Origin of the sequence: Neisseria sp. 83E34, assembly GCF_001308015.1 — a bacterium.
Taxonomy (GTDB): Bacteria; Pseudomonadota; Gammaproteobacteria; order Burkholderiales; family Neisseriaceae; genus Neisseria.
Window position 1 is genome coordinate 119,377 of sequence record NZ_LGYH01000002.1, and the last position, 11,590, is coordinate 130,966.

The window sequence follows — 11,590 nt, forward strand, 5'->3', positions numbered from 1 at the left end:
CGGCATGAGTGTCATGCAAGTTGAAGTGGTAAGTAACGAACACAACATTTTTTCAGGAGAGGCCAGTTTTGTTGTAGTGCCTACCCAAAATGGTGAGCTTGGTATTTATCCGCGACACGAGCCGGTTATGAGTTTAGTTCGCCCGGGTGCGCTGCGTTTGCAAGTTCCCGGTCAGGCGGAAGAGGTGTTGGTGGCAGTTTCGGGCGGTTTGTTAGAGGTTCAGCCTGATAAAATCACTGTTTTAGCTGATGTGGCCGTGCGTAGTGCAGAAATGGATCAGGCACGTGCAGAACAAGCTAAAAAGGCTGCTGAAGCCCGTATTTCTGAAGCTAAAGATGAAGAATCGCTGGCTAAAGCACATGCTGCCTTGGCAGCAGCGATTGCTGAACTCAAAACGCTGGATTACCTACGTTCGCAAACAAAACGTTAATAGATTTATTTGTTGGTTTCCGCTTATGGAACCTGTCAAGTGTGCATAAATTAATGCCTGTCTGAAAATTTCAGACAGGCATTATTATTTAGTCATGATTAGTGAATTAACCTGAAACATTAATATATTTACATACCGGAATAGGAATATCCATGTTGGGTTTAGCTGTATTGTTTGGTTTGTCAGTCTGGATTGGTCTGACGGTTTTGGCTGCTTATTTGTGCGGAAAGCTTACTTCGAAGCTGGGTTTGGGAAGACGGATAGGCCGGTTTGCAGGGTTTATGCTGCTGATGGGTGGCTGGATGGTTAGTTGGGCTATGGAATATTGGACGGTTCGGCAGACTGCGCAGACGATGTGTAAAGATGCAGGTATTACGGTTTATGTTACACCTGAGGATTGGAGAAGGAGACTTGGTTACCAAGAATGGAAGAGCTTCAAACTTGTTCAAGAACGCGTGGAAAGTAATGAGGAATTAATATTTGAAAATAGAGTGTATAAAATATCTCACAAATTTAATGATAGAATATTTTTATATGAAAGTCATGCATATAAGAAGAGAGTTTCATCTTATTATAGGATAATATTCGATAAAGAAGACGGAATCGTATTATTTAAATCAATTAGAGCCAGTGTAAGTAAACCTGCAATAGCCAACAGTCTTGAAGGGCTCAAATTTTGGATGGAAACAATACCGGATTGTTATAAGCTGGGAGATTCGGAATTATTAAACGAATACTTGGGTTTATAAAATAATCAAATTTTATTTAAGCTTGTTTATTTAAGGGGCATTTTATGAGCATTAAAAATATTTCTGATTACACTAGATTAGCTGAAGTTAGTTATGTTAATTTTTCAGAGATTAAGGATTTAAAAAATAATATAGATAGAAACCTTTGCAAAATAACCTCTTTCCCGACAGCCGAAGTCCGAGCACAGGATTTCGGCTGTTTTTAATTCAATATATCCCCTTTGTCTGAGCTACCTTCAACAGATTCAAACAAATTGCTTTCAGGTGGTTTTGGGCTGTCACTTTGCAAAGACCAAAGTAGGCTGCCTAGGCGTAGCGGAATTTACGGTGCAGCGTGCCAAAGCTTTGTTCCACTACAACGGGTTTTCGAGAGATGCCGGTTGCGTTTGGTTTGAGCTTCCGACAGTGAGCGGTTGCGGTGGGATTTGCGCATAATGCCGCCCCTCAATTCGCTGACTTCCAGATATTACCTGTTTTCTGCACTGTCGCAGCCTTTATCGGCATAGACGGTCGTACCTTTTGCTACGCCTTCCAACAAAGGCCTCAGTTTATAAATAAATCCGCTTAATTATTTTATATTTATTAAAAATATTTAATTTAATTAAATTAAATACTGTATTTGTAATTATTTTGTAAGGATGTTATTGTGTTGCCTGTTGTGCTTGGGCGGGCATGAACACCCCGTTTAATTATTACAACTGAATATATTGCATACAGGAATAGGAATATCCATGTTGGCATTGGCTGTATTGTTTGGTTTATTAATTTGGCTTGGCCTGACGGTTTTGGCTGCTTATTTGTGCGGAAAGCTTACTTCAAAGCTGGGTTTGGGAAGGCGGATAGGCCGGTTTGCAGGGTTTATGCTGCTGATGGGCGGCTGGATGGTTAGTTGGGCTATGGAATATTGGACGCTTCGGCAGACTGCACAGGAGTGGTGTAAAAATGCAGGCTTTACCGTTTATGTGACGCCTGAAGAATGGTGGGGAAAAATCAGTGAACAAGAACGGCAGGATTTGGAAACTGTCCAGGAACCAATAGAAGATGAGAGGGTATTGGTGTTTGAAGATAGAAAATATAAAGCATCATATAGATACAATAACAGAATTGTTAATTACAGATATAACGAATATAAGCCATATATAGTAGCGAATTACCAAATTTTTTATGATGAAAAAGACAGGGTTGCTTTATTTAAAATTATGGAAGTCAGCGTAGGCGTGCCTGCAATAGCTAATAATTTACAAGGATTGAAATTTTGGCTTGAGACGGTTCAAGGCTGTGATTCATTTGATGAATGGGAGCTTAAAAAACAATATTTAAGATAACTACTAAGTGCGACAAGTAATTTTTAATATATTCTTGAAAGGGGTTTTTAATGAGTATTAATAATATCTCAAGTTATGTTTTATTAGCTGAAACAGCTTATGTCGATTTTTCTGAGGTAAATTTTTCAAATGAGGATCAGATAAAGAGCGCTATTGCAAATAAAGATAAAGAAGATCATTAACCCCCTTTTTAATTATTACAACTGAATATATTTACATACGGGAATAGGAATATCCATGTTGGGATTGGCTGTATTGTTTGGTTTATTAGTCTGGATTGGTCTGACGGTTTTGGCCGCTTATTTATGTGGAAAGCTTACTTGGAAGCTGGGTTTGGGAAGGCGGATAGGCCGGTTTGCCGGGTTTGTGCTGCTGATGGGCGGCTGGATGGTTAGTTGGGCTATGGAATATTGGACGCTTCGGCAGACTGCGCAGGAGTGGTGTAAAAATTCAGGTTTTACCGTTTATGTTACGCCTGAAGAATATTGGGCAAAAATCAGTGAACAAGAACGGCAGGATTTGGAAACCGTCCAGGAACGAGTAAAAGATGGGAGGGTATTGGTGTTTGAAGATAAAAAATATAAAGCATCATATAGATATAATAATAGAATTGTTAATTACAGCTATAGCGAATATAAGCCACATATAGTATCGGATTACGACATTTTTTATGATGAAAAAGACAGGATTGCTTTATTTAAAATTATGGAAGTCCGCATAAGAGTGCCTGCAATAGCTAATGATTTAGAAGGATTGAAATTTTGGCTTGAAACGGTTCAAGGCTGTGATTCATTTGATGACTGGGAGCTTAAAAAACAATATTTAAGATAACTTTTTAGATAACTTTGAAATAAATGATAGCAGTACAAGTAATTTTTAATATATTCTTGAAAGGGGTTTTTAATGAGTATTAATAATATCTCGAACTATGTTTTATTAGTTGAAATAGCTTATGTTGATTTTTTTTGAGGTGGATTTTTCAAAAGAGAAGCAAATAGAGATCGCTATTGTAAATTAAAGATAAAAATTTAGGTGTTTGCATTCATGGGCATTGGCCGCGGTGATGTGCAGTTTCTTGATAGAACCTTCCTCATCGGTACGGGTATGCTGTTTTGTAACCCAATCTGAGACTTTTGCAAAGGTCTCCGGCTACATAAATGGGAAGCTTGGGAAGAAACGGGAGCAAGAGAGATGGTAGGATTGAGAGCGACATGATATCGGGATTGAATGGATGAAATAAAAGGAATCATAAGCATGATTTCAAATTTCCGTTAGGCACATAATTGCTAACCGGAGAGATTGTTCAGATTTTGGGGCAACAAAGAGTAGGTCGCGAATGCGAATAGGTTAAAGATAATGCCTGTCTGAAAAACTTTCAGACAGGCATATTTTATCGTGGCACGCTTACAGGGCTATGCTTTTTTTACAAATTCTGATTTCAAATTCATTGCGCTGCCGTCGATTTTGCAGGCGATATTATGGTCGCCTTCTTGCAGGCGGATGCTTTTGACTTTGGTACCTTGTTTGATGACTTGCGAGCTGCCTTTTACTTTTAAGTCTTTAATCAGCACCACGCTGTCGCCGTCGGCCAGCGGTGTGCCGTTGGCATCTTTTACACTCAATGTGTCGTCGTTGCCATTGTCGGCGTGTTCGTCCCATTCGTAGGCGCATTCGGGGCAGACCAGATGCAGGCCGTCGTGATAGGTGAGGTTTGAGCCGCATTGAGGGCAAGCTGGGTAGGTCATGTGGTTTGTTTCCTTATTGTGATTGAGTGGAATCGTGTGGGCAGATTATATAGCAACTGAAGCAGGCGGCGGGGAATGCCTGTCTGAATAATGTAATAACCCTACTTCATATAAGGTTATTTAAATACTTGTAAACGCAGTTGGCAAAGCGGGTTTTTTTGTTTATAACCAATTAATAATAAATAAAAATTACATTAGCATTCCATAAATGGAGCAGGGAGAAATGAAATGTTAGCCGAACAAGCCCGCCATATATACGATGTGTTGCTGTGTGTGCAGCAAGATACGGAGGTTAACCCCGTACGCTTTGAGCCGCATATTGTTGAGTCATGGCGCCGCTGTGTGTTTAAACATGGCCTGAATCCCGAAAAACTGAATGAAGCGCTGATTGTGCCTCATAGCCGCCTGATCGAACATCAGGATGCCATCAGTGATTTAACCGCGCTGGCGCGGCACGGCCTGCATGCACTTTGGCGGCAGCTTCGCGATATGGATTATGTGGTGTTGCTGGCCGACAGCGCGGGCGTAGTGGTTGAGCGTTACGGTAGCGATGCCGAGCTGGACACGTTTAAACGCAGCGGCCTGCATTTGGGCGCACTGTGGAACGAGCCTGAAAACGGTACCAGCGCGGTAGGCATGGTGCTTGCCACCGGCAAATCCGCCACTGTTCACCGAGGCGACCATTTCGATGCCACCCACATTGGGCTGACTTGCTCCGCCGCACCGGTTTACGATTCACAAAACCGTTTGTGCGCCGTACTTGATGTTTCTTCCATCCGCCCGAAACATGCACGCCAGAGCCAATATTGGGCGGCGCGGCTGGTGCGTCAGTTTGCCGTGTTGGTGGAGCATGCAGCCTTGATTCGGGCGCATCAAAACGACTGGCTGGTACGCATCGGTTATTCACCAGTGTTTCTCGACGTTTCTCCCGAATACCTGCTGGCAGTTGATCAGGCCGGTAATATTTCCGGCGCATCCCATGCCTTTCACACATGGGCCGCCAAGCATTTGCAGCAGCCCAAGTTGATCGGCTGCGCTTTTGAAACCCTGTTCGGGGCAAACTTAATCAGTGTTTACAGCCGGCAAGACAGCGCGCCGCTGGTTGATATTGACGACATACAGCTTTTCGCACATGTGAATCCGCCTGCTGCTAAAAGCGGCTCGACCGCAACACGAACCGATACAGCCGATACTGAGCTGGCGCCCGAGTTGGCCAAGCTGTGCGGCCCCGGCAGCAGCCAGCGGCAGATGTTGCAGCGTTTGTCTGTGTTGGCTGATACGCAGGTGCCGATTTTAATCAACGGTGAAACCGGCACCGGCAAAGAATGGCTGGCGCGGGCCGTGCATCTTTCCGGCAGCCGTTCAGACAGGCCTTTTATTGCAGTTAACTGCGCCGCTATTCCCGAAAACCTGATTGAAAGCGAGCTTTACGGCTATGAGCCGCACAGTTTCACCGGCGCATGCAGCAAAGGTAAGCCCGGGTTGATACGCGCTGCCGACGGCGGCACGCTCTTTCTTGATGAAATCGGCGATATGCCCCTGTTTCTGCAATCGCGCTTGCTGCGCGTGTTGTCCGAGCGCGAAGTTACGCCTGTCGGCTCGGTACGCGCCCGCAAAGTGGATGTGCGTATTATCTGCGCCACCCACCACGATTTGCAGGAGCGCATTGCTGCCGGCAAATTCCGCGAAGATCTTTATTACCGCCTCAACGGCATTCAAACCACATTGCCGCCATTACGCGAGCGCGACGATATCGATTATGTCGTGCAATCGGTTTTGGACTACACAGCCGAAAAAGCCGGCTTGCCGCTTAAGCCGCTTTCAGCCGATGCCTTGCACACATTGCGTAATTTTCCGTGGCCGGGCAATTTGCGCCAACTGGCCGCCGCGTTGGAAGTGGCCTTGTGTTCCGCGCAGGGCGGAAGCATTGAGGCTGCAGACCTGCCCGAATATTTGCGGCCGGCCTGTGAAGCCGACGCTGAACGTCCGCTTGCAGCATGGGGCAAACATACGTTGGCCGACGAAGCCGACCTGCGCCGCGCGCTGGCTGATTTTGAAGGCAATGTTACCCGTTTCGCCCGCGCCATCGGCGTGAGCCGGATGACGGTGTACCGCTATTTGAAAAAATACGGTATCGAGTATTGAGCTGGCTTGAAACAAGCAATGCCTGTCTGAAAAGTTGGTTTTCAGACAGGCATTGTTTCTTTGCGGACATCCGACAGAGAAGCAAGCAATTTCACGCCAAATTGTTTATCATCTGCCGGTTATTCACTTTTTTGTCTATTGCCCAATCATGCGTCTTTCTTTCACTACCCGTCTGGCGCTTGCCGTGATCAAGTTTTACCAGCATCGGTTTTCCCCGCATAAATCATATGGCTGCGCTTACCGTTGTGTGTACGGCGGTAGCGGCTGCTCGGGTGTCGGCTACCGTTTGATCCGACGCTATGGATGGCTTAAGGGGTGGGCGGTTTTGCAGAAGCGCTTTTCCTATTGCAGTTATGCTGCCGGGCAGCTTCAGGAAAGAAAGGCACATCTTCACGCAGAGCAAGGATTTTGCGATATGCTTGATGCGTGTGATGTGGATTGTGCCGACGTTAAGCGTTGCGCCTCCGGCGGACAAAAATATTGCGGCATTGTGGAATTGCTTGATTGCGCCGACTGCGATTGGCGGAGTGATGAAAAGAAGAAAAAAGCCAAGCCGAAAAAACGGCAGCGTAGCAAAACGGCGGCTTAAACTTATGCCTGTCTGAAAGTCGGTTTAGGGTTTCAGACAGGCATTTTGATATTCGGGCGCCTATACTTCCAAAACATACCGCCGGAAAGATGCTTCTACCCGGCCGGCTTCCAGCCCCGTCATAATGATGACCAGCTGCGAATCGTGCGGTTCGTGCGGCCATTCGCTTAAATGCTGCGGCGGGTAAATCATGTGCTGTACGCCGTTAATCAACACAGGATACTCCTCACCAATATTTAAAATCCCTTTAATCCGCAAAATCGAGCGGCCGTGCACATGCAGCAAGGCGGAAAGCCACACGCCGAATGCCGTCCAATCAACCGGTTGGCTGATGCTGAACGCCAAAGAATGCACGCCGCCGTGGCTGGTGATATTTTGCGGGCGGTAGCCGACATCTTTCGGATGGGTTGCCGCAGGCAGGGCGTTGAAATCAGGCAGGGGGTCATTAAGGCCGTGGCGCAGCACGGTTACACCCGGCAGCATAGCGGCAAAACGGGTTTCCAATTGCGCAGCCGCTTCGGGAGCGAGGTCGGTTTTGGCAATCAGGATAATATCGGCGGCGGAAACTTGCTGCGTCCATACCTGATTACCGCTTTGAGCCATTTCATTTCCGTTTACCGCATCTACCACAGTGACCGTACGCTCAACCCTAAGCTGGTGTGTGAGCAGCGGGTCGGCCTGTATGGTGGCGATGATCGGCGTCGGCTCGGCCAAACCCGTGGTTTCAATCACAATCCGCTTAAACGGCGGCACCTGCTTTTGCGCGCGCGCATCTAAAAGCCCGACCAGTGAATCTTTCAACTCGCCGCGAATTTGGCAGCACAGGCAGCCGGAATCAAGCAACACCACATTGGGAGAAATCGGCGCAACAAGCTGCTGGTCGATACCGACTTCGCCAAATTCATTAATCAACACCGCCGTGTCGCCGTAATGCTCCGCTGCCAACATTTTTTGCAGTATCGTGGTTTTGCCCGAACCAAGAAAGCCGGTGAGGATGATAACGGGATTTTGGGTTGGGTTCATGGGTTCACCTGTGTTGGGAATAAGCTTAAATTCGGATGAAACACTTTGGCCGATTCAATGTCATTGAATTATTGATATTGTTTTAACATAGGTTTATCTGTTTGTGGTCAAATCTTTTTGAAACACTTATAAAGCCGGAAGAAGCTTGCTGTACTATATTTATTCCAAATTTATTCCAATATTTGTGGATAGTTTTAATAAACTGCTGCGGCGTTAGCCATCTTCATCTTTTCACTGCAACAATCTAACAATTTCAGAGAGGAGTTAATATGAGTTTGTTTTCCCTGCAAGGACAGGTAGCCTTGATTACCGGCGCGGCCAAAGGCATTGGCAAAGGCATTGCCGAAGTTTTGAAGCAGGCTGGAGCGGATATTGTGATTGCCGATATCGATCGCACACAAGGCGAACGGGCGGCGGCCGAATTGGGCGCGCATTACCAATATCTGGATGTGCGTTCGCAGCAAAGCTGCCGCGAGGCGGTGGAGGCGGTGGTGGAGAAATTCGGCAAATTGGATATTTTGTGCTCCAACACCGGTATTTTCCCGCAAAAAAACCTAGCCGACATGAACGAAACTGATTGGGATGAAACACACGGCATCAACCTGAAAGGCACGTTCTTTATCGTGCAGGCTGCTATTCGGGTGATGCAGCCGAAGCATTACGGGCGGATTGTGATTACCTCATCCATCACCGGCCCGGTTACCGGCTTTCCCGGTTGGAGCCATTATGGCGCGAGTAAAGCCGGGCAGCTTGGTTTTATGCGCAGCGCGGCGCTAGAATACGCACGCTTCGGCATTACCATCAATGCTGTGATGCCGGGCAATATTCTGACCGAGGGCTTGCAGGCTCAAGGCGAAACTTATCTGAACCAAATGCGTGCCGCCATTCCTACCCACACCCTCGGTACGCCGCAAGACATCGGCTATGCCGCCTGCTTCTTGGCCAGCAAAGAAGCCGCTTATATCACAGGCCAAACGCTGATTGTTGACGGCGGCCAGATTCTGCCCGAATCGCCGGAAGCCTTGCTTTAAACATTGCTATACCGGAAGCTTTTCTATAGTCAATCCACTTAAAAATAGTACGTTCGTTATACTCGGGCTTGACCCGAGTATCCCAAGTTCCGGTAACTTTAAGAGATACTCGGGTCAAGCCCGAGTATGACGGTGTTGTTATTATGTAAGTCGGTTGACTATAAAATCGGGTAACACAATGCCTGTCTGAAAAACTTTTCAGACAGGCATTTCTTTTTAAGTTGGTTCGCTATCAATTAAAGGATCAAACGGCCTGCCGCTGATGCTTTCCACCGCCAGCCAAATCTGGCTTAGGTTTTCGGCCAAGGCGGTTTTGCCCGTTGCGCCGCAAAGCTGGTATTGCGCGCCTTGCCAGTCGCTCACTTTAATATGGTGCGGTTCGAGCAGGCGGTTGATGATGGCAATGCGACGCGCCCGTAATTGGCGCCGGCGCACGCTGTCGCTGCTTTGTCCGTTGCTCTCAAGGAGGGTGACCCAGTGGGCTTCTTCGCCGAACATGCCGCATAGTCCGCACATAATGGAGCACCTTTCTAGCAATGGGTTGCTGATTATTTTGTTGGCATTCGGATTGGGTTTTGAAACGTCTTTATCCAAAGTTTTCGGAAACCGGCTTCACCTTACTCTGCCATAAACGCTTCAAACTTCGCATCGATATCTGCACAGGCCTGCTTCACGGCAGCTTCAAGGCCGATGTTTTCCATCGTACCTTCGGCGCGTACGGCTTCCACGCTTGAAAAGCCTAAGAATTCGCCCAGCAATGCTTTCAGATAGGGAATGGTAAATTCCATATGCGCATTACTGCCGCTGCTGAACACGCCGCCGCTGGCTTGCAGTATCAAGGCTTTGTGCCCGCCCATCAGGCCTTGAAGAATGTTGTTTTCATATTTGAACGTTTGATTAGGGATAACGATGTTGTCTATCCAGTCTTTCAGGCGTGCGGGGACGCTGAAGTTATACAGCGGCAGGGCAATAACCAGACGCGGCGCTGATTTGAACTGCGCCGTTACTGCGTTTATGCGCGCCAGCAATTGGGTTTGCGCCGCATCAAGCTGCTCTTCGCCGAGTAGGGTTTGGGCAAACATATCCAGCACGGCTTTATCCACCGGCTGAATGTCGGTTTCGGCCAAATTAACCACTTCCACATCTTCAGCGGGCAGCTTGGCGAGCAGGTGGCGCACCATTTGGTTGGTGGCAGATAAGGTTGAGTGCGGGTCGGGATGGGCGTTGATAATCAGGGTTTTCATATATACCTCGTTCAATTTCGGAAGCGGCGGGCTTTCAAGCACTGTTCAGACAGGCATTATAAAAGCCGGTTTTGCCGGTTTTTGTCAGTAGCTTGCATGCCCGTTTGCATTCGACACAATCTCACGAAAACCTTAAAAGCTGTCTCTGAAAAGCATAGAGGGCAGGAAAACTGCGTGCATACGGTTCAAACTGCTTACATCATAACCGCACCGTCATACTCGGTTTTGCTCCGAGTATGACGGGCGCTCTATGTTTAAGTTGGTTCACGATAAACTTTCAGACAGGCATTTGCTTCATTTCCACTCGCGCGGATTGCGGGCGATGAAATCATCGGCAATCTGGTCAAACGTGCACCATTCTACGCCTTCGTGGCTATTGATGTGCTCAATCAGGCGCTCGTGCATCAGCAGCACTTGCGGGCGGCCGGACACGTCGGGGTGGATGGTCATGGTAAACACGGCGTAATCGTTTTCGCGGTACACCCAATCGAATTGGTCGCGCCATAATTGCTCGATGTCGCGCGGATTCATGAAGCCGTGGCTGTTGGGCGATTTTTTGATAAACATCATCGGCGGCAAGTCGTCGAGATACCAGTTGGCGGGGATTTCCACCAGCGGGGTTTCTTTGCCGCGTACGAGCGGTTTCATCCAGTGGCTGGGGTGTTTGGAATAATCGATTTTGGTCCAGCTGTCGCCCACGCGAACATAGTAAGGGTGAAAATCATTGTGCATAAGCGAGTGGTCGTATTTGATGCCGCGCTCCAGCAAAAGCTCGTTGGTCACGGGGCTGAACTCCCACCAAGGGGCAACGTAGCCGGTGGGGCGTTTGCCCGCCAGTTCGGTAATCAGCTCTAAAGAGCGGTCGAGCACGGCGGTTTCCTGCTCGCGGGTCATGGCAATCGGGTTTTCGTGGCTGTAACCGTGCATGCCGATTTCGTGGCCGCGCCGTGCCACTTCTTTCATTTGCTCGGGGAAGGTTTCAACCGAATGGCCGGGGATAAACCAGGTGGTTTTCAGCTTGTATTTGTCGAACAAATCCAGCAGGCGGATGGAGCCGACTTCGCCTGCAAACAGTCCGCGCGAAATATCGTCGGGGCTGTCTTCGCCGCCGTAAGAGCCGAGCCAGCCGGCCACTGCGTCCACATCAATTCCGTAGGCTACTAAGATTTTCTTTGCCATCGTTGTTTCTCCTTGTGTTGTGCAGACTTAGGCGAAATGCCTGTCTGAAAAAGAAGGGCGGTTGATGTGTGCAAGTTTTTTTGTTGTATAGAATTAGACAATTTTTGCGGGCCAGCGTTCGCTTTCGTGG

13 protein-coding genes and 1 pseudogene are annotated in these 11,590 nt (G+C 47.7%); 8 read left to right on the forward strand and 6 right to left on the reverse strand.

Annotated features, from left to right (window positions below):
• Positions 1 to 4: 4 nt before the first annotated feature.
• Positions 5 to 430 (forward strand): F0F1 ATP synthase subunit epsilon, encoded by a 426-nt coding sequence (locus AKG09_RS02835; protein ID WP_009115497.1) that lies wholly within the window; start codon positions 5 to 7, stop codon positions 428 to 430.
• A gap of 152 nt (positions 431 to 582) precedes the next feature.
• Complete coding sequence (locus AKG09_RS02840; RefSeq protein WP_054617978.1) at positions 583 to 1,179, forward strand: hypothetical protein; 597 nt, start codon at positions 583 to 585, stop codon at positions 1,177 to 1,179.
• A gap of 207 nt (positions 1,180 to 1,386) precedes the next feature.
• Here the strand turns inward: AKG09_RS02840 and AKG09_RS11595 are convergent.
• Positions 1,387 to 1,726 (reverse strand): annotated as a pseudogene (locus tag AKG09_RS11595) (transposase); the annotation flags it as partial.
• 184 nt (positions 1,727 to 1,910) lie between these two features.
• On the opposite strand from AKG09_RS11595, the gene AKG09_RS02845 reads away from it, so the two are divergent.
• From AKG09_RS02845 to AKG09_RS02850, 3 genes are read left to right on the forward strand one after another with little or no spacing between them, the layout of a single operon-like run.
• Positions 1,911 to 2,504, forward strand: coding sequence for a hypothetical protein (locus tag AKG09_RS02845; RefSeq protein WP_054617979.1), 594 nt, complete (start codon positions 1,911 to 1,913; stop codon positions 2,502 to 2,504).
• A 50-nt stretch (positions 2,505 to 2,554) separates the two neighbouring features.
• The gene (locus tag AKG09_RS12325) at positions 2,555 to 2,686 is read left to right on the forward strand and encodes a hypothetical protein (RefSeq protein WP_255351113.1); all 132 of its coding nucleotides are present in this window, start codon (positions 2,555 to 2,557) and stop codon (positions 2,684 to 2,686) included.
• A gap of 55 nt (positions 2,687 to 2,741) precedes the next feature.
• Complete coding sequence (locus AKG09_RS02850) at positions 2,742 to 3,335, forward strand: hypothetical protein (RefSeq protein ID WP_054617980.1); 594 nt, start codon at positions 2,742 to 2,744, stop codon at positions 3,333 to 3,335.
• 581 nt (positions 3,336 to 3,916) lie between these two features.
• Here the strand turns inward: AKG09_RS02850 and AKG09_RS02855 are convergent.
• Positions 3,917 to 4,249 carry a zinc ribbon domain-containing protein YjdM gene (locus AKG09_RS02855; RefSeq protein ID WP_054617981.1) on the reverse strand — a complete coding sequence of 111 codons (333 nt, stop codon included), beginning with the start codon at positions 4,247 to 4,249 and terminating at the stop codon, positions 3,917 to 3,919.
• 228 nt (positions 4,250 to 4,477) lie between these two features.
• Between AKG09_RS02855 and AKG09_RS02860 the strand changes: the two genes are divergently transcribed.
• A complete protein-coding gene (locus AKG09_RS02860) occupies positions 4,478 to 6,394 on the forward strand; it encodes a sigma-54-dependent Fis family transcriptional regulator (protein ID WP_054617982.1) in 1,917 nt (638 codons plus the stop codon).
• Positions 6,395 to 6,542: 148 nt separating this feature from the next.
• Positions 6,543 to 6,983: a membrane protein insertion efficiency factor YidD gene (gene yidD / locus AKG09_RS11600; RefSeq protein WP_082391743.1), complete on the forward strand. Its 441-nt coding sequence runs from the start codon at positions 6,543 to 6,545 to the stop codon at positions 6,981 to 6,983.
• Positions 6,984 to 7,043: 60 nt separating this feature from the next.
• On the opposite strand, the gene AKG09_RS02865 is transcribed toward yidD, so the two are convergent.
• Positions 7,044 to 8,006: a GTP-binding protein gene (locus AKG09_RS02865; protein ID WP_054617983.1), complete on the reverse strand. Its 963-nt coding sequence runs from the start codon at positions 8,004 to 8,006 to the stop codon at positions 7,044 to 7,046.
• Positions 8,007 to 8,275: 269 nt separating this feature from the next.
• On the opposite strand from AKG09_RS02865, the gene fabG reads away from it, so the two are divergent.
• Complete coding sequence (fabG, locus tag AKG09_RS02870; RefSeq protein ID WP_054617984.1) at positions 8,276 to 9,037, forward strand: 3-oxoacyl-ACP reductase FabG; 762 nt, start codon at positions 8,276 to 8,278, stop codon at positions 9,035 to 9,037.
• 216 nt (positions 9,038 to 9,253) lie between these two features.
• Here the strand turns inward: fabG and AKG09_RS02875 are convergent, their stop codons facing one another.
• The 3 genes from AKG09_RS02875 to AKG09_RS02885 all read right to left on the reverse strand — a co-directional run bounded on the left by AKG09_RS02875 (position 9,254) and on the right by AKG09_RS02885 (position 11,460).
• The gene (locus AKG09_RS02875; protein ID WP_054617985.1) at positions 9,254 to 9,553 is read right to left on the reverse strand and encodes a hypothetical protein; all 300 of its coding nucleotides are present in this window, start codon (positions 9,551 to 9,553) and stop codon (positions 9,254 to 9,256) included.
• 101 nt (positions 9,554 to 9,654) lie between these two features.
• The gene (locus AKG09_RS02880) at positions 9,655 to 10,281 is read right to left on the reverse strand and encodes an FMN-dependent NADH-azoreductase (protein ID WP_054618133.1); all 627 of its coding nucleotides are present in this window, start codon (positions 10,279 to 10,281) and stop codon (positions 9,655 to 9,657) included.
• Positions 10,282 to 10,575: 294 nt separating this feature from the next.
• Positions 10,576 to 11,460 carry a polysaccharide deacetylase gene (locus AKG09_RS02885; RefSeq protein WP_054617986.1) on the reverse strand — a complete coding sequence of 295 codons (885 nt, stop codon included), beginning with the start codon at positions 11,458 to 11,460 and terminating at the stop codon, positions 10,576 to 10,578.
• Between the last annotated feature and the right edge of the window lie 130 nt (positions 11,461 to 11,590).

Excerpts from the sequence above, each read along its gene's own strand:
- AKG09_RS02835 (WP_009115497.1), top strand. The coding sequence starts at position 5 with ATGAGTGTCATGCAAGTTGAAGTGGTAAGTAACGAACACAACATTTTT.
- AKG09_RS02840 (WP_054617978.1), top strand. The coding sequence starts at position 583 with ATGTTGGGTTTAGCTGTATTGTTTGGTTTGTCAGTCTGGATTGGTCTG.
- AKG09_RS02845 (WP_054617979.1), top strand. The coding sequence starts at position 1,911 with ATGTTGGCATTGGCTGTATTGTTTGGTTTATTAATTTGGCTTGGCCTG.
- AKG09_RS12325 (WP_255351113.1), top strand. The coding sequence starts at position 2,555 with ATGAGTATTAATAATATCTCAAGTTATGTTTTATTAGCTGAAACAGCT.
- AKG09_RS02850 (WP_054617980.1), top strand. The coding sequence starts at position 2,742 with ATGTTGGGATTGGCTGTATTGTTTGGTTTATTAGTCTGGATTGGTCTG.
- AKG09_RS02855 (WP_054617981.1), bottom strand. The coding sequence starts at position 4,249 with ATGACCTACCCAGCTTGCCCTCAATGCGGCTCAAACCTCACCTATCAC.
- AKG09_RS02860 (WP_054617982.1), top strand. The coding sequence starts at position 4,478 with ATGTTAGCCGAACAAGCCCGCCATATATACGATGTGTTGCTGTGTGTG.
- yidD (WP_082391743.1), top strand. The coding sequence starts at position 6,543 with ATGCGTCTTTCTTTCACTACCCGTCTGGCGCTTGCCGTGATCAAGTTT.
- AKG09_RS02865 (WP_054617983.1), bottom strand. The coding sequence starts at position 8,006 with ATGAACCCAACCCAAAATCCCGTTATCATCCTCACCGGCTTTCTTGGT.
- fabG (WP_054617984.1), top strand. The coding sequence starts at position 8,276 with ATGAGTTTGTTTTCCCTGCAAGGACAGGTAGCCTTGATTACCGGCGCG.
- AKG09_RS02875 (WP_054617985.1), bottom strand. The coding sequence starts at position 9,553 with ATGTGCGGACTATGCGGCATGTTCGGCGAAGAAGCCCACTGGGTCACC.
- AKG09_RS02880 (WP_054618133.1), bottom strand. The coding sequence starts at position 10,281 with ATGAAAACCCTGATTATCAACGCCCATCCCGACCCGCACTCAACCTTA.
- AKG09_RS02885 (WP_054617986.1), bottom strand. The coding sequence starts at position 11,460 with ATGGCAAAGAAAATCTTAGTAGCCTACGGAATTGATGTGGACGCAGTG.